At 54.5% G+C, this 17,572-nt stretch carries 15 protein-coding genes; 11 read left to right on the forward strand and 4 right to left on the reverse strand.

The genetic code is table 11. The features are described 5' to 3' along the window. The first annotated feature begins 1 nt into the window (after position 1). From fabZ to LJE94_17915, 6 genes are read left to right on the forward strand one after another with little or no spacing between them, the layout of a single operon-like run. Positions 2–448, forward strand: a complete 447-nt coding sequence (gene fabZ, locus LJE94_17890; GenBank protein ID MCG6911975.1) for a 3-hydroxyacyl-ACP dehydratase FabZ — start codon at positions 2–4, stop codon at positions 446–448. After that, positions 445–1,215 carry an acyl-ACP--UDP-N-acetylglucosamine O-acyltransferase gene (gene lpxA / locus LJE94_17895; GenBank protein ID MCG6911976.1) on the forward strand — a complete coding sequence of 257 codons (771 nt, stop codon included), beginning with the start codon at positions 445–447 and terminating at the stop codon, positions 1,213–1,215. Before fabZ ends, lpxA begins: the two co-directional genes overlap by 4 nt. Before the next feature lie 5 nt (positions 1,216–1,220). Next, positions 1,221–2,027 carry a UDP-2,3-diacylglucosamine diphosphatase LpxI gene (lpxI, locus tag LJE94_17900; GenBank protein ID MCG6911977.1) on the forward strand — a complete coding sequence of 269 codons (807 nt, stop codon included), beginning with the start codon at positions 1,221–1,223 and terminating at the stop codon, positions 2,025–2,027. A 22-nt stretch (positions 2,028–2,049) separates the two neighbouring features. Then, positions 2,050–3,021, forward strand: a complete 972-nt coding sequence (locus tag LJE94_17905) for a Gfo/Idh/MocA family oxidoreductase (GenBank protein ID MCG6911978.1) — start codon at positions 2,050–2,052, stop codon at positions 3,019–3,021. A 4-nt stretch (positions 3,022–3,025) separates the two neighbouring features. After that, positions 3,026–4,180 (forward strand): lipid-A-disaccharide synthase, encoded by a 1,155-nt coding sequence (gene lpxB, locus LJE94_17910; GenBank protein ID MCG6911979.1) that lies wholly within the window; start codon positions 3,026–3,028, stop codon positions 4,178–4,180. A 12-nt stretch (positions 4,181–4,192) separates the two neighbouring features. After that, complete coding sequence (locus LJE94_17915) at positions 4,193–5,974, forward strand: ABC transporter ATP-binding protein/permease (protein ID MCG6911980.1); 1,782 nt, start codon at positions 4,193–4,195, stop codon at positions 5,972–5,974. Between the two features lie 82 nt (positions 5,975–6,056). Here LJE94_17915 and LJE94_17920 read toward each other — a convergent pair whose 3' ends face one another. The 3 genes from LJE94_17920 to LJE94_17930 form a co-directional block, all read right to left on the reverse strand. Then, entirely contained in the window at positions 6,057–6,770 is a 714-nt protein-coding gene (locus tag LJE94_17920) for a polyprenol monophosphomannose synthase (GenBank protein ID MCG6911981.1), read from the reverse strand. Between the two features lie 228 nt (positions 6,771–6,998). Continuing rightward, positions 6,999–8,711 carry a glycosyltransferase family 39 protein gene (locus LJE94_17925; protein MCG6911982.1) on the reverse strand — a complete coding sequence of 571 codons (1,713 nt, stop codon included), beginning with the start codon at positions 8,709–8,711 and terminating at the stop codon, positions 6,999–7,001. Further along, positions 8,711–9,952: a DUF2029 domain-containing protein gene (locus LJE94_17930; GenBank protein MCG6911983.1), complete on the reverse strand. Its 1,242-nt coding sequence runs from the start codon at positions 9,950–9,952 to the stop codon at positions 8,711–8,713. Before LJE94_17930 ends, LJE94_17925 begins: the two co-directional genes overlap by 1 nt. A gap of 227 nt (positions 9,953–10,179) precedes the next feature. Here LJE94_17930 and lptF point away from each other — a divergent pair, with 227 nt between their 5' ends. From lptF to LJE94_17955, 5 genes are all read left to right on the forward strand, one after another. Then, positions 10,180–11,370 (forward strand): LPS export ABC transporter permease LptF, encoded by a 1,191-nt coding sequence (gene lptF, locus LJE94_17935; protein ID MCG6911984.1) that lies wholly within the window; start codon positions 10,180–10,182, stop codon positions 11,368–11,370. Beyond that, on the forward strand, positions 11,367–12,458 hold the full coding sequence (gene lptG / locus LJE94_17940) for an LPS export ABC transporter permease LptG (GenBank protein MCG6911985.1): 1,092 nt from the start codon (positions 11,367–11,369) through the stop codon (positions 12,456–12,458). The genes lptF and lptG overlap by 4 nt, the downstream gene beginning before the upstream one ends. A 76-nt stretch (positions 12,459–12,534) precedes the next feature. After that, positions 12,535–13,659, forward strand: coding sequence for a tetraacyldisaccharide 4'-kinase (gene lpxK / locus LJE94_17945; protein MCG6911986.1), 1,125 nt, complete (start codon positions 12,535–12,537; stop codon positions 13,657–13,659). Between the two features lie 413 nt (positions 13,660–14,072). Then, positions 14,073–15,317, forward strand: coding sequence for an O-antigen ligase family protein (locus LJE94_17950; GenBank protein ID MCG6911987.1), 1,245 nt, complete (start codon positions 14,073–14,075; stop codon positions 15,315–15,317). An 80-nt stretch (positions 15,318–15,397) separates the two neighbouring features. Beyond that, positions 15,398–16,468: a glycosyltransferase family 9 protein gene (locus LJE94_17955; protein MCG6911988.1), complete on the forward strand. Its 1,071-nt coding sequence runs from the start codon at positions 15,398–15,400 to the stop codon at positions 16,466–16,468. Here LJE94_17955 and LJE94_17960 read toward each other — a convergent pair. After that, positions 16,390–17,460: a glycosyltransferase family 9 protein gene (locus LJE94_17960; GenBank protein ID MCG6911989.1), complete on the reverse strand. Its 1,071-nt coding sequence runs from the start codon at positions 17,458–17,460 to the stop codon at positions 16,390–16,392. The two genes, LJE94_17955 and LJE94_17960, sit on opposite strands and share 79 nt — an antisense overlap. Between the last annotated feature and the right edge of the window lie 112 nt (positions 17,461–17,572).

The following is a 17,572-nucleotide window of genomic DNA, read 5'->3' on the forward strand; positions in this document are numbered from 1 at the left end:
GATCATGCGTGTCTACGATATTCACGAAATAATGAAGTTTCTGCCCCATCGCTACCCGTTTCTGCTCATCGACCGGGTTGAGGAAGTCGTTCCGGGAGAGAGGGTCAGGGCACTGAAAAACGTCACCATTAACGAGCCCTTTTTTCAGGGGCACTTCCCGGGCATTCCGGTGATGCCGGGGGTGATTATTTTAGAGGCAATGGGACAGGCGGGCGGGGTGCTGGCCTACGAATCCCTCGGAGAGAACAAAAAAGGCCGCATTGTGTTTTTCACGGGCATCGACAAGGCGCGATTTCGCAAGCCGGTGGTGCCCGGTGATCAGCTTGTGTTTGAATTGACACTATTGAAAAAAAGGGCCAAGGTTGTGCGCATGGCCGGAATCGCCACCGTGGACGGGGTAAAAGTGGCGGAGGCGGAGCTGATGGCTGCATACGGAGAAAACAGATGATACACGAGACGGCAATCGTCCATCCGAAGGCTGAACTGGGCGCGAATGTGGAAATCGGAGCGTTTTCCGTTATACGTGAGAACGTGACCATCGGTTCCGATACGTGGGTCGGGCCGCATGTGGTGATAGAACCTTTTGTGGATATCGGCAGCGACTGCAAAATCTTTCAATATGCGGCCATCGGGGCACCGCCGCAGTCGCTGAAATATGCCGGCGAGAAGACCTGGGTCAAAATCGGACGGGGCAATATCGTTCGAGAATTCGTCACCATCCACAGGGGGACTTCGGATGGCGGCGGCGTGACCGAAATCGGCGAGGAAAATTTTATCATGGCCTATTCGCACATTGCCCATGACTGCAAACTGGGCAGGAACATCGTCCTGTCCAACAACGCCACACTGGGCGGGCACATCACCATCGGAGACTACGCCACCGTGGGCGGCCTGGTGGCCATTCATCAGTTCGTACGGGTGGGCAACTATGCGTTCATCGGAGGCAAATCTGCCGTGGTCAAGGACATCCCCCCCTACATGATAGCGGCCGGGGACCGGGCGAGGCTCCACGGCCTGAATGTCGTCGGTTTGAAGCGCCATGGGTTTTCGAGAAATACCCTGAGCATGCTGAAAAAAGCCTATCGCCTGGTTTTCCGCATCGGGCTTACGCTGAACGAGGCCATAGAAAGGGTGGCGGCGGAAGTGGAGCAGGTCCCTGAAGTTGTCCACCTCATCGAATTCATCAAATCCTCCCAACGCGGGATTACCAGATAAAACCCATGCGCATCGGACTCATTGCCGGTAGCGGGCAGTTTCCCATCATTTTCTGCAGAAAGGCCAGAAAAGCGGGATTCGACATTTACGCCGCCGCTTACCATCATGAAGCGGATCCGGCGCTGGCCGACCATGTGAACGAGATCGAGTGGTTTTACCTGGGACAGGTCAACCGGCTGATCAAATATTTCAAAAAGCACCAGGTCACGCAAGCCGTCATGATGGGCGGCATCAAGAAAACCAAGCTTTTCAAAAATTTAAAGCCCGACATCAAGGCGGTTTCCCTGCTTGCCGGATTACGACACACTCATGACGACGGCATCCTGAGGGCGTTTGCCGGCCTGCTGGAGAAAAACGGGATAACCGTCAGGCCGTCAACCTTTCTTCTGCCCGATCTTTTGGCGCCCGAAGGCTGCTGGACGCGGCGCAAACCGACGCGGGAAGAGGCTGCCGAGATAAAACTGGGGTGGAAGATTGCCAAGGAGATCGGGCGCCTGGACGTCGGTCAGTGCGTGGTCGTGGGCGGGGGAAGCATCCTGGCCGTGGAAGCTGTGGACGGTACCGATGCCACCATCAGAAGGGGGGGCGGGCTCGGCGAGGGCAACGCGGTGGTGGTGAAAGTCTGCAAACCTATTCAGGATGAGCGGTTCGACATCCCTGCCACCGGCGTGGAGACCATTCGAACGATGGTGGAGGCCCGGGCCAGGGTTTTGGCGATCGAGGCGGGCAAAGCCGTTGTATTCGACCGTGAGGCCATGATAGCCTTGGCCGACGAACAGGGGATCGCTATTTTGGCCATGACGGAGCCGTGACCGATCCGGAATGTGGAAAATTATGAACCCGATACAAAGGAAAATTCGTGCGGCCGTCGTTGGCGCAGGCTATCTGGGTAAATTTCATGCCCAGAAATACGCCAACATGGAAAATGTGGACCTCATCGGGGTGGCGGACACCGATATGGCGGCGGCGGAAAGGGTGGCCGCATCTCTCGATACCAGGGCCTATGCGGACTACACCGATCTTTTCGGCAGAGTGGACGCCGTCAGCGTGGTCGTGCCGACATCGGCGCATTTTGAAGTCAGCAAAGACTTTTTGCTGCACAATGTCGACCTGTTGGTGGAAAAGCCTTTTACAACGACCCTCCAAGAGGCGGATGAACTGATTCGTATTTCGGAGTCCCGGGGGCTTTTGGTGCAGGTCGGCCATCTCGAACGCTACAACCCTGCGGTGGTGGCTCTCCAGGACATCATTAAAAACCCCCTGTTCATCGAATCCCACCGCTTGGGGATATTCAAACCCCGGGCCACGGACGTGAGCGTGGTGCTGGATCTTATGATTCACGATATCGATATTATACTGAATTTCGTAAAAGCGGAGATGGAGGGCATCCGTGCCGCCGGCATGCCGGTAATAACCGAGAATGTGGATATTGCCAACGCACGGCTGGAGTTCAAAAGCGGCTGTGTGGCCAACGTGACGGCCAGCCGAGTTTCCATGAAAGATGAGCGCAAGCTCCGTATTTTCCAGCGGGATGCCTATATTTCCATCGATTTTGCAAATCATGAGGCCACCATCGTTCATAAAAATGCAGGCAAGACCGACGGGCTTATTCCCGGCATGGAAATCGAAACCCGGTCCTTCCCCAAGGGTGACGCGCTGGACGACGAACTGAAATCTTTTGTGAATTCGGTGAGAAGCCGCACGGAGCCGTATGTGACGGGGCAAATGGGGCGGGATGCACTTAAGACAGCCCTGGATGTCATGTCTCAAATACGACAAACGCGCTCCAAACTTGCCTTCCTCTGATCCCATGGAATCGAAACAAGATAGAAAATGCGTCATGATCATTGCCGGAGAAGCATCGGGGGATCTTCACGGTGCCAACCTGATCAAGGCGTTGAAGAACCAGGCGCCGGGCACCTTTTTCTGCGGGATCGGCGGGCGGGCGATGAGGGCTGCCGGCGCCCGGATCATCGTGGATGCCTCCCGGCTGTCGGTAGTGGGTATCACCGAGGTGTTCTCCAAAGGCCGTTCGCTGCTGCGAGGGATTTCCCGGGCCAAGCAACTGCTCAACTCTCTCGAGCCCGATCTATTGATCCTCATCGACTTTCCGGACTTCAACCTGCATATTGCCGCCAGGGCCAAAAAACTGGGTGTTCCCGTTTTGTACTACATCAGTCCTCAGCTGTGGGCCTGGCGGGAGGGCCGGGTGAGGAAAATCAAGCGCTTGGTCGACCACATGGCCGTTATCCTGCCATTTGAGGTGGATTTTTATCGAATGCACGACGTGCCGGCTACCTATGTGGGGCATCCCCTTCTGGACGACGGCACGCCATTTTCGGCAATACCCCCTGAATCGCTACCGGTAAAGGATCAAGCCGTCGGCATTTTGCCGGGTTCCAGGGACAAGGAAATCGTGCGCAACCTGCCGGCCATGCTGGCTGCGGCAAAGGATATCCAGCGCACAACCGGCGGGGTGCGTTTTGTTATCTCCCGGGCGCCTTCGGTGGAAAAAGCGCTCATGGACGGCATCGTTGCTGAGCACGGCAAAGGTGTCGATTATCGCATAAGCTCAGACCACGTGCGGGAAGTCTTCAAGGCGTGCCGCCTCGTGATTGCCGTGTCGGGAACGGTCACCCTGGAAGCGGCCATTTGGGGGACACCGGCCGTCATTGTCTACCGGGTCTCTCCGGTCAGTTATTGGCTGGGGCGGGCGCTCATCAAGGTCAAGTACATCGGCCTGGCGAACCTGATTGCGGGGCGGGAAGTTCTTCCCGAGCTCATCCAGCGGGATGCATCCCCTGAAAACATCGCCCGGGTGGTTACGGGGCTTTTGGGGGATGCGGAAGCCATGACCGCCATTCATGACGGCTTGAAAGAGGTCAGGGAACGCCTCGGCGGGACCGGGGCTTCCGCCAGGGTGGCGGATATTGCCATGGGGATGCTAAATAAAGGGTCGTATTAGAGAAAATTATTTATGTTTACGCTAAAACGTCCAAGGTTACGGGAACGTCACTACCGTCTGATAGCGCTGGTGAAGGCCAGGTGGATCAAAATGGCCCTGGCCGTTCTCTGCATGCTTGTCATGGCGGGAACCGAAGCGGCGATTCCCTTTTTGATGAAGCCGGTCATAGACGATATCTTCATTAAAAAAGATTTAAGCATGCTGAAGCTGATTCCGTTTGTCGTCATACTGCTCTATATCATCAGGGCGATGGTCATGTACGGACAGGAGTACCTGATGAATTATGTGGGGCATGACATCATCCGCAAACTGCGGAACCAGCTGTACGACCGTATCCAGGACCTGTCCCTGGCTTTTTTCTACCGGGAGAGAACCGGTACGCTCATGTCCAGGATCACCAACGACGTCAACATCATTAAAACCATGGTTTCCACTGCCGTGACCGGTTCCCTGCGGGACGTATTTACCCTGATTGGTTTGACCGGCGTTATTTTTTACCGGGATTGGAAGCTGGCCCTGCTGGCCATGGTGGTGCTGCCCGTCGCCTTTTATCCCGTCGTGGAGTTCGGGCGTCGCATCCGGCGGGTCAGTACCGGCCGGCAGGAGGCCATGGCGCAGATGACGTCGTTCCTGCACGAAACCTTTGCCGGCAATAAGATCATAAAGGCTTTTGGTGCGGAATCCTACGAAAAGAAACGCCTGCACGATAAGTCAAAGGAGTTGTTCAAATTAGAGATGAAGTCCGTTAAGTACCGCTCCCTGACGTCTCCGGTCATGGAGTTTTTCGGCGGCCTGGGAGGGGCGGGCGTCATCTGGTACGGCGGATACAAGGTCATCAGCGGATCTTCCACGCCCGGCACGTTCTTCTCATTTCTTACGGCGGTGCTCCTGCTGTACGGGCCTGTAAAGAAACTGGCCAAGGTGAACACCACTATTCAGGAAGGGATGGCGGCGGCCGACCGGGTGTTCGACATTATCGAGCTCGAGCCGGACATCGAGGAACCGGTGCATCCCAAGGAACTGAAGGCGGCCACCCATCGTGTGACCTTTGAAAACGTGCAGTTCAAATATGAGGAGGATCCGGTACTCAAGGGCATCGATTTGAATGTGGCCGCCGGCGAAATCCTGGCTTTGGTCGGCATGAGCGGCGGGGGAAAAACATCCCTGGTCAACCTGATACCTCGTTTCTACGACGTTACCCGGGGAGCCGTACGCATCGATGGTACGGATATCCGGGACCTAAGCCTTGCGCACCTGCGACAAAGGATCGCCATCGTGACCCAGGAGCCCATCCTTTTCAACGATACGGTGCGGAACAATATCGCTTATGGCCGTAGAGATGCCTCGGCGGAAGCGATCGAAAATGTCGCCAGGGCCGCCTATGCCTATGATTTTATCCAGGGTTTTCCCCAAAAATTTGAAACCATGATCGGGGAACTGGGCAGCCGGTTATCAGGCGGAGAGAAACAGAGGATCTGCATTGCCAGGGCGCTTTTAAAAGATGCGCCGATTCTGATTTTGGATGAGGCCACCTCCGCGCTGGATGCGGAATCGGAAACGCTAGTGCAGAAAGCGCTCGAGAATCTGATGAAAGGGCGCACCACCTTCGTGATCGCCCACCGCCTTTCGACCGTTGCCTTTGCCAACAGGATCATCGTCCTGGTGGGCGGTGAGATCGTGGAGCAGGGCACCCACGACGAGCTTATGGCGCAGAAAGGGGCCTTTTACAAGCTTTACCAGATGCAGTACAGCGGCAACGGCGCTGATGCTGGACTTGAGAAGTTAGGGAATTAAGAAGTATTGATAAAATTTCAGTGATCTCTGTGAGCTCGAGCGAAGCGGGCGAGAGGAAAAAATAGCCAACGGCTTTAGCCGGTTAACGCATGAAGCGCAGCTGCCACACCCTGAAAATGGCTTCCAGCACGATTTTACGGGACATCTTGGACTTCCCCTGTCGCCGGTCTTCAAAAATGATAGGATACTCGAGCAAGCTGAACCCATGGGCAAAGGCACGATATTTGAGCTCTATCTGGAAGGCGTAACCTTCCGAGCGGATGTTTTTTAGGCCGATGCTTTCGAGAACCTCCCGCTTCCAAACGTTGAACCCCCCGGTGAGATCACGGATGGGCAGGTTGAGGATGGTGCGGGCGTAAAGGGATCCGAAGGAGGAGATGAGTTTTCGCTTGGGTCCCCATCCCGTGACACCGCCGCCCTTCACATAACGCGAGCCGACAATGAAATCGGCATTTTTTGTCTTTTCTATCATCGCCGCAAGATAACGCGGGTGGTGGGACAGGTCGGCGTCCATCTCCACAAAAATATCGTATCCTCTTGCCAACCCCCAGTTGAAGCCGTCGATGTAGGCGGTTCCCAGCCCCGACTTGGCCGTACGTCGGAGAAGAAACAGGGCAGCACCGTAGTCGGTTGTCTGCATATCCTGCACCTTGCCGGCCGTACCATCCGGGGAATTGTCGTCCACCACGAGGATGTGCACCCGGTTGAAGCCGGTGGTTTCGGAAAACGTTTTACGGATGACCTTTTCAACGTTTGGAAATTCGTTGTAAGTGGGGATGACAATCAACGCTTTCATCATAACGTCCTTTATTTTCCACCGGCTCAGCCGGTAAGAATTGAACCGAGATAGCGAGCGCATTCCCTGCAGCTTGCTGCAGGGTAAGCGAGCGAATCATAATTAATAGAATTCCTTACGGTGAAGATTCCCCTTAAGCTTGCTGCGGGGAATCTTCAAAAGGTTCTACCGATCCGGTGGGATATCCATACAGCAACCGTAATGCGTTCATAGCTGACAGGTCATAGCTCATATCACGCTATCAGCTGTGCGCGTTTTTTCCCTTGGCCCCTGGCCCTCCAGGCCTTCGGCTTTAGCCGAAGGTGGTTGGTTCATTCTGCCGCTTCCCGGATAGCATGTATCTTTTGAGGCGCCGGCCGTCAGGGGGACGGTGCTTTTCGCTGCGCGCACATCTCCCCTGTTTTGCGGCACCCAGCGCTGGCCGCCTTTGAAGCCGAAGGCGCGGTAAACCAGGAATTCGGCCAGGGGCTGTTCATCGCTTCCCATGGAGGGGGGATGCCCGGATCGATAGATCAAGACCCTCTGGGGCGGTGCCACGACGTTGAAGACCTGCTTGAGTCGTCTCAGATATTTGGGAGAAGTGCCACTGATACCCACTGCGTCCCGGCCGATAAGCTCCCGGTCGCTCCACCAGAAATCATAGGCATTGGGACGTTTCCACCGGTTGATGGAGACGGTTCGCGGTTTGCCGGGCGTGTAGAAAGCCAGCGTGCTGGCATCCTGATAGTTCAGGCCGAAGATGAAGGTTTCCTCCGGGTCCGGCATGGATTGCCGCAGGTCGAATACTTTTTCACCAAGGATGTCCCACCCCCTGGTTTCCTGAGACAACCGATCGACACGCATTGGTATGGGCAAAACGGGCCACAGGAGGTGCAGCAGCACCAGGAAGGTCAGCACGTAGGAGCTGGTGACGGCCCATGGCCACAATTTCCTGCTGAAATGCGCCGCGTTGGATCGTCCGGCGGTAACCGCATGGGCCATGATGACAGCGGCGCCTAAATAGCCTGAGGCGGGCCAGTTGCCCTCCACGCGGGTGTGCAGACTTAAAAAAGCGAAGCCGGCCACTACGGGAAAAGATGTGAAGAACAGATAGGTCAACAGCCAGTGCCCGCCGGCAGTGCTTTTTTTCAGGGGTGTAAACCAGGTCGTCAACAACAGCAAAAAGACCAGGGGAGTCAGGAGGCCCACCTGCGATCCGATGTAGTCGCCCAGATAGCGCAACTGGAAAAGGACTTGGCTGTCGGCGCCTCCCTTGTGGGCGACATGTCGAAAGGTGCTCCATCCATGTTCGATATTCCAATAGACAACGGGGAGAAAAAGGACGAGTCCCAGCACGATGCCGGCATAGGGCCAGGGCCCGGTCAAGCGCTTGCGGAACGACGGGTTCAGCATGCCAAAGAGAAAGGCCAGGGGGGGGAACATGGCCATGGTGTATTTGCTGAGCATTCCAAAGCCGAACCAGGCGCCTCCCAGCAGCCACTGTGGCGGCCTGTCGGTCTCATAAGCCGCCGCCACATGGTAGCAGGCGCCGGCCCACCCGCAAATCTGCAGGCCGTCAGGCGTGGCCAGCAGTCCGGCAGCATTGAAACCGAGTAATGACTGGGAGATAAGCGCGGTGTACCATGCGGCTTTGGCCCCGCACCACCTTCGGGCGGTCAGCACCAGGTATGCCGATGTGACGGCTAAAGCGAGATTGGTCGGGAGCCTGACGGCCGTTTCGGTCTGCCCCAGAAAAATGGTCGCCAGCTTGATGGTCCAGGCGATCATGGGCGGGTGATCATAGTAGCCGAGGGCCAGGTATCTGCTCCACTGCCAATAATAGGCCTCGTCCGGCACCAGAAGAAAGGTGCCGGAATAGAGCACTCTCAGGAAAAGGCCGGCGAGGACGACCGTCCAGGCCATTTTTACATAGCGATGCTCCGACGCTGCAGCCATTGTCATCAAGATATTCGCCTCCTGTTAAAAATAACCAGGGAGCTCAGTATGATCAGAATGTTTCCCATGCCGTAAATGCCGGCTTCCTCCAGATACCTCGACAAATCACGACCCAACAGATCGTAGATATTTCCACCATATAAAAGAAACGACACGATCGTAGCAAAGAAGAGCCAGTTTCGCTTTTTGGCTCCATACACCCAATAGGTCATGATAAAAATAATGATCGGCAGCGACCACAGATAATGTTCCGTGTCCGTGACGGTGATGCTTGGCAGAATGGCCAGCAGCAAAAAGTATTCAAATACAAAATTGCTTTTGGTCTCATCCTGCGTCCCTTGTCGGGAATGTTCACGTCGCAGATCATTCGTCACCAGAATAAAAACGAGGAAAGCCACGCAAGCAACCATGGCGGACGCATAGAGGATGCCGGCCTCTGGAAACAGATATTTTAAGCCGAATTTGTAACCGAGAGAATAAATGCAGCCTTCATCTCGAAAAAAAGAGGTGTTGTGGGTAAGCATCGTGTTGACCCATGCCGCGTGAAATTCGATGTTTCGCCTGATTCCCAGAAAAAGGGATGGCAAGATGAGGCCGGCGAAAATACCGACAAAAAACCCCGCCAGGGCCTTGCCTTTTTTTCTCATCAAGAGGAGCGGTATCAGGATGACAAAATGGGGTTTCATCAGGACGACCCATGCCAGGACGGCCCCGCCCGCCCACTCTTTTTTCCCGGTGATCAGATGCAGTGCAAAAACGGCGAGAAACAGCAAGTGTACATTCCAGTTTCCAATGTGGAGTTCCCGGTTCAAATGGATGCCGGCAACCAACACCGAAAGAAACAGTATTTTGGTGCCGGCGGATTTCTGGTTGCCGAAGAAAGTTTCAGAGATGAACCTTTCCATGTAGATCATGGAACAGATGATCATCGCGCCGACAAAACAAAAATGGATAATTTTGACTGCCCCAAAGGGCATGAGCGCGTAAGGCGCAATGCATAAAAGTGTAAATGGAGAGTATTTGAAAAGTCCGGAACCGGCCCCACCGGTCCGCCCGTACACGGCTTGTCCGTTTAGCAGATTGGCTGCGGCCCTATAATCGACCTCGAGGTCGCTTAACCAGAAGCGCCCGTTGATGATTTCCATCACTCCGAAGCAGATAAAAACGATCGCCATGATCCAGGCAAATCTGTTCGCGTTAAAAGTCAGCAGCAATCTGGTTTTAAGGCTGTCATGGGCAGCGGGCATATCTCTTCTCCTCCGGGCACAACATGTCGATCCTACCGACAGAGAGATCGAAGCCCGATATCGGCCGGGTCAAGTGACAGGCCGTTTCGTATCACGGGAGCCAAGATTCTGGAAGCGTCGATGCGACCTGTTCTATTGACTTGATGCCGAAAGGTCAATAGGATGTCGCCATCAATGTGGGTTCGACAAAAAAGTCCTCAATTCAAAAAAATATATATCAAATCGTTATGCGGATCAACACCATCATCAACCGCTACCTGCTCAAGGAGATGCTGCCGCCTTTTTTGATCAACGTCGGTTTTCTCTTGTTCATCTTTCTAATGACCAGGATCCTCGAGATCACCAATTACATCGTCAACTACGAGATTAGCATGCTCGCGGTGCTGAGCATGCTGTTTTTCTCCATGCCGTTTTTTCTGCAGTTCGTCATTCCCATGTCCGTGATGATCGCCGTGCTTTTAACGCTTATGCGCATGTCGGGCGACAACGAGATCGTCGCCCTGAAGGCCAGCGGTGTGAGCATTTACCAGTTTTTTCCGCCGGTCGTCTTGTTTTGCACAACCGGCGCGCTTGTAACCATGTATTTGACGATTTTCGGCATCCCATGGGGCAGCAGCTCCCTGAAGGCGCTGACGGCCAGGGTGGCCGCCTCGAGCTTCGAAATCGGCCTGAAGGAAAGAACGTTCAACGACACCTTCAACGACGTGATGCTGTATGTCAATAAAATCGATACCGGCAGCAAGGAACTCATCGATATTTTCATCGAGGACAAACGCAGTGAGAACGTTGTCAGCACGATCGTGGCGCCGCGCGGGAAATTGTTCAGCGACCCGGAAAATATGTTTTTCAGGATGCGGCTCTGGGACGGCACCATCAACCAGGTGAACATCGAGAGCAGGCAGGTCAATACCATTCGGTTCGACACGTATGATGTCCGCCTGGACGCCAAGGAGATCTTCGAGAGCAATAAAAAGAGGCGCAAGAGCAGGACGGAGATGAGCCTTGCCGAAATGCAGAATTACATCGAGCAGTCAACGAAGAGGGACAGCGGCTATTATAAAACCCTCATGGATTATCACAAGAAATTTTCCGTTCCCCTGGCCAGCGTCGTGCTGGGACTTCTGGCGGTTCCCCTGGGGTTTCATGCCACCGTGCGCAAGCGTTCTTCAGGGCTGATCGTCGGTTTGTTCTTTTTTCTGATCTATTACGTTTTGCTGACGGCCGGGTGGGGCTTCGGTGAATCGGGAAAATACCCCCCCCTTATCGGGATGTGGGCGCCCAACGTGATCATGGGATTTTTGGCCGTGATTTTTACCTACAGGGCTGGCAGGGACCGTCCGCTGTTGTTCGAAGCATTGCCCGAAAGGATTCACCAAATTTACCAGAGACTGTTCAGAAGCAGGCGCCGGCGTTCATGACCATCATTCAACGATATCTTACCCGTGAAGTCCTCAAGCAGTTTGTCATCGTGCTGGTTGCGGTCATCGGCATTTACGTGATTGTCGATTTTTTCGAAAAATCGGACAATTTCGTGAAAGCCGGGCTGCCCGCCCTGCGGACGCTCACCTTTTTTGCCCTCAACATACCTTTTGTCGCTGCGCAAATCGTCCCCGTGGGCTTGTTGCTTTCCGTTATCATTGTTTTCAGCATGATGAACAGAAACAATGAGTTGATGGCCTTGAGGAGCGGCGGCGTGAGTCTCTACAGCTTATTGAAGCCCATGCTGGTTTTAGGCCTGGTCGCAACCGCGGGATTGTTTTTTTTCTCGGACCAGGTGGTTCCGGTCACGACGGTCAAAGCCAACACCATCTGGACCAAGGAAGTGAAGAAAAAAAACCTCATCTCCTCCAGGGAGAAAAACATCTGGATCAAAGGCCGCCGCCGGATTACCCATATCGCCTATTACGATCCCGCTAAAAGGCGTGCTTACGGCCTGTCCGTGAACTATTTTGACGACCGCTTCCGGCTGATACGCAAGATCGATGCGGAAAAGGGCGTCTTTGAAAACGGCAGTTGGCATCTTCACAAGCTTATCGAACAGATCCGGGTCGGGCCGGCAGGGAGTGAACCCTCCGATACGTTCCAGATATCCTATGTTGAAAAAATGAACAGACAGCTCGATTTTACCCCCGAGGACCTTGCCAAAGTGGTCAGGAAGCCGGAGGAAATGAGTTATAAGGAGCTGTCGGCCTATATAAGCAAGGTGGAAGATGAGGGCTACGATGCCACCGTGCACCGGGTGAACCTGCATGCAAAAGTGTCGTACGCGTTCGTGTGTGTCATCATGTGTCTGATCGGCATGGGGCTGTCCGTGCGCCAGGGGGCGGGAAAGGGCATTTTCTTCAACGTCACGTATGGTATCGCCCTGGCATTTTTTTACTGGGTAGCGCACAGTTTCTGCCTCTCCCTGGGATACGGCGAAATGCTGCCCCCCCTCGTGGCGGCGTGGGTGGCCAACTTCATTTTTATGATCCTCGGCTTTCTCATCTTAGTGTATGCCGAATAGGATTCGTGCCGGGTAGGAGGGTGCCGCAGGCAGGACGCGTAAAACAAGCAGTTTTAGAAAGAAACCGCAAAAGAGAATGAACGTAAAAAGACACATCGAAGCGATCATGCGGGGCGAAACCGATGCGGGGCCTGCGTGGATACCATCCGCCCTGTCGGCAGTAGCTTTTCTTTACGCGGCGGGGGTTAAGCTGCGCAAGTCGGCCTATGCAAAGTCATGGCTCAAAACACGCCGCCTCGACTGCATGGTCATCTCCGTCGGTAACCTCACCCTGGGGGGGACGGGCAAGACACCGATGACCATCTATCTGGCCCGGCTATTGCGGTCGTACGGACACCGGGTCGTCGTCATCAACAGGGGGTACAAGGGCACGGCCCAGGAACGGGGCGGGGTGGTGAGCGACGGGAAGGTCGTGTCGATGCAGGCTTCCGCATGTGGCGACGAAGCCTTTATGATGGCCGGGAGCTTGAAAAACGTCCCCGTGCTGGTGGGTCGCGACCGCCACGCTGTCGGCAAAAAGGCGATCGAGCTATTCAATCCTCAGGTCATTCTGCTGGATGATGCTTTTCAGCATGTCCGGCTCTACCGGGATCTGGATCTTGTTTTGCTGGACGCTGAAAAACCGTTTGGAAACGGAAGGCTTTTTCCGCGAGGCACGCTCAGGGAAGAGACGGCCGCGTTGAACCGCAGCAGTGCGGTCGTGTTGACAAGGGCCGATGGGGACACGGCGCGGCAAGCCGATGCCGTTGGGCGTATCGCACCGGGAAAGCCCGTGTTCCAGAGTCGTCACCAACCGTTCATTGCCCATGTCATTCCGGGAAAAAGGGATGCCGGGTCGGCTATCCGGCCCGCAGAGGAATCCGGCAGCCTGCAGATTCTCAGGGGCCGATCCGGGTATCTCTTTTCCGGTATCGCCGACAACACGCGCTTTTACAGGACGGTGGAAGCGGCCGGCAACCGGGTTTGCGGAGCCTCTTTTTTTGAGGATCATCATCGCTACGCTCCCAGGGAGCTCGAGACGATTATCGAGTCGGCCATCGAAAGCCGTGCCGGGCTGATCGTGACGACTGAAAAGGATCTTTCAAGAATTCCACCCGGTGTGGAATGGCCCGTGGACCTGGTGGCCGTGGGTGTCGAAATCCATTTTCCGGACGACACTTTTGACCGGTACATCCGGCAGCGACTGGAGCCTCTGGGTTGACATCGTCGGTCCGGATCGGAACCTTGGATTCCCGGCCGGGCAGGCACGAGTTCTGACTTGTATTTTTCCGTTAAAGAAAATATGTAGCTGTCGACGCTTGGCAGGGCAGGGTTAATTCTAGAGCATTTGCCATATATATGTTCCGTTTCAACATTGGATTGGAAGGTGGCAAGTTTATTTTTCAAAGCACCGTATCGTCAATATTCTGCACGGCTGTCGCAGTGCCCTGCCGGATTGATGGTGTTTCCACTGTCCGATGTTGTTAAAAATCTGCACTTTTTCATCAACAATCCGGCGGACACAGGCTATGCCTTGGATTGATAGGGTGATTTGAAAAAATAACCCGCCACCCGCTTAGGGCATGCGGAACGGTATTCTGACAAACACGATAATCATAGACAGGGGAGTGTCGCATGGAGATAGTGGGCAGGCTGCGGGTATACGGCGTTCAGGCCTATTTTTTCATGTTTTTTTTCATCCTTTTTTTCAGGCACAAAAACATCGATCTTGTGCGGATCCCTTTTTTTCTTCTCATCATCTGGCAGATGTTCAAAAAAAAGCTGTCGCCGAAATTTTTGATCGACCCGGTCTCCGTCGCTATTTTTTCATTTGTTCTGACAGCAGCCGTCAGCAATACCATCAACGGTATTCCGCTGGACGAGATCGTAAAAATCGCCAACTGGCTGTTCCCCTTCTACCTCGGGAAGTACGTTATCATGAGATGCCCGGAGATCGAGCTGGAGAACATTTTGTCCTGTCTCCTGATCTGTGCGACGGCTTTTTCCGTCATTGGAATAGCGGGGTACCTGATGGGGTGGGACACCATCTTCGGCCGGCCGCTTTTCGATGCGGGGCGGTACCGGTTCACCATCAGTGGAACGAACCGGGCCGGGTTCTACCTGGGGATTTCTCTGGTGCTGGGTACCTATTTTTTTGTCCGGCGGAAAATCTCCTTCGACGTCAAGTACCTCCTGGCCGTTTTCTGCTGGATGACGATTTTTGCTTCGCTCTTTCTGATCAAGGAGAGAAAGACGATCCTGACGGTCATGGCAATCGTTACGATTCTATTGCTGGTGTACAGACGATACAAAGTGGTTATCGTAGGGGCCCTTGCCCTGGCACTCGTTTTGTCGGTGATACCCATCCCGGAAAGATACCACCCCAGGCAAATGGCCCTCAACGTCGGCATGCTGGGGAGGTTCAATGCCTGGGAGACCGCCATCGGGCTCTTCAGGGAAAAACCTGTGTTCGGACATGGATACCCGTCCTTCAAGGAGGCCTGCAGACGCTATAACGAGGAGAACGGGGACAAATTGAGATTCAAGAAATTTCAATATTACAGCATCGCGCACAACCTGAGCCTGAATGCCCTGGCGGAAACCGGTTTTCTGGGGTTTTTGGCGCTCAATGCCGTTTTTTTCAATGCCTGGCGGTTTTATCGATATCGGCATCGTGACAAATCGCTTTTTATTCTGGGGGTGACGATAGGTTTTATCTACGTCACCATGCAGTTCGGCAATTTTGTGCACTCGACTGCCCGCACGGACCTGGCTTTTTTGATAGTGGGGTTGTATCTGTCTTTCGAGCGCTACCGCCAAAGCGGGACGGTTGCCCGGCCGGTGGGTGCGGACAACCGGAAAGAGGGTCCGGAAGCATGAGGTCAATTGTTGTCAAAAGCCCATCCGACACCCTCTAACCGAAAGGACGCAGACAAACGAAGCTTTCGAGACGGGTTGCCATGAATATGCCTGGAATGGCGGACATTATCGATGATCGAAAGATAAAAAAAATACTGGTCATCCAATTCAGACCATTTGGGGACGTGTTACTGGCCACGGGGTATCTGGAGGCGCTTAAAAAAAGGTTTCCCGGGGCGGCCATCGAATTTTTGGTCAAAAAGCCCTTTCACGAGATCTTGCACCGGAATCCTTTTATTTCCAAGGTCATTGCGATCGAGCCCTCATCGGGAATGCGTTATCTGATCGACAGGCTCGGGCTGTTTCGTGACATTCGAAAACAGTGCTACGACCTGATCGTCGACCAGCAGAACGGCACCGGATCCGGACAGGTGGTGCTGTTCAGCAAAGCCGCCTATCGGCTCGGCTGGGCGGACAGCAAATGGCGCTGGTTGTACAATCTGAAGGCAAAACAGGGTCCGGTGAGATACCGCTCGGCGCAGAACTTCGACATGCTTCAGCCGCTGGGCATCGGCGAAAGCCCCCACCGGCTCTACTACCACGTCGAACCGGAATCCATGGCGCATGCAAAAGCATGGCTGGAGCATCGTGGGATAAGCTTGGATCGGTTCATTGTCATTTCGCCCGGCAGTCCCAGAGAAAAGAAGAAATGGCTCGCTGAAAACTTTTCCACGCTCGCCGATAAGCTCGTGACGGCAACGAAAATGCAGGTGGTCTTGTTGTGCGGGCCTAAAGAGTACGGCGATGCCAGGGCCGTCCTGGCGCTATCCCGCCACACCCGCCACCTGGCACTCTCCGTCGATTTCAACCATGCGGCCGCCTTTTTAAAACATTGCCGTCTGCTGATCTGCAACGACGGCGGCCTCAACCATCTGTCGGTTGCCTTGGGAGTGCCCTCCCTGGCTATTTTCGGGAACACGCCGCCCGAGAAATGGTCCCCGCAGGGCTGGTTCCCATACCATTACCACCTGCACCACGCGGACAGAGGGGCGCGATCGGGAAACCATTTCGGCATCACGCCCGAAGAAGCCTGTCAACGGGTGCTGTCGATTCTGGATGAATTGCCGCCGTCCAACACCTTCAACAGCGCCTGCACTTTCTCGAAAACCTGATCCGGCGTGATGTTGAAGGTGTCGTCCTCCAGGTCCCTGTTGTCCATGTCCTTCAAATACACATATTCCCGCCGGTGCCAGGGGCACCATTTCAGGGGGTTCGATTTGGGCCCGAAAATGGATACGGATGGGGTTTTCTGAGAAAAGGCCAGGTGATTCAGTCCACCGTCGTTGCATATCAAAAGTTTGGTGAAATTCAGCAGGGCGCCCGCTTCGTTGAAGGATGTGGGGGGCGAGAGGAGGGCTTTTGTCTGCATGCGGCCGGCGACCTCCTCGGCATACGATTTTTCACCCGGCGCCCAGGGCAGGACGATTTTGAAGTCCGTCTGCCGCTGGATCATGTCACCCAGGGCGGCAAAGCTGCCCGGATTCCATCGTTTGGCCTTGACGGGCGATCCGGCACTGATGGCGATGATATCCGCACCGTTGAGACCGACATCCTGGAGCCATTTCTGAATGTAGTCGAAAGAGGCGGGCCTGATCTTGTACTCTAAATTGTGTTCCCTGAGGTCGATGCCAAGCGGTGCCAGCAGATAGAATTTGTAGATCGAACGGTAGCACACCCGTGCTTGCGGTATCTGGACGTTGTACAGAAAATTCCATCCTTTTTTAATATATCCCAGCCGGTATCTGGCACCGCTGAAAATGATGATCCGGGCCGAGCTGGTGCCTCTCAACTGATCGATAATGAGATCGTACCGGTTTTTTCTGACCCTTGCGGCTGCCGCTATCTGTGGCAGGATGTACCCGAGCCCCCGGCCGCGCGGCGCTTCCATGATCACCAGATTGTCCAGGTGGGGGTTGTCCTCCATAACCGTCAGATAGGGCCGCTGGATCAGATAATCGATGCGTGCATCGGGAAAATGCCGCCTGAGTTCGGGCAGGTATCCCGTGTTCAGCAGAATATCCCCAAAGGGCTTTTGCTGGATGATGAGAATTTTTTTGATCTCTCTTAACTGGCTTTCTTCCAGTCTGTCGAATGTACGGAACATGGGTTACCCTGCCTTGTCGCGGCTAGAACCGCGCTGCTACGCGACCAAACTGTCGAAGATATCGGCCAGGCGGCGCGTGAGCCGCTTGCGTTCGAACCGTTCGATTTCAGAC

Source organism: Deltaproteobacteria bacterium, assembly GCA_022340465.1.
Classification (GTDB): Bacteria; Desulfobacterota; Desulfobacteria; order Desulfobacterales; family B30-G6; genus JAJDNW01.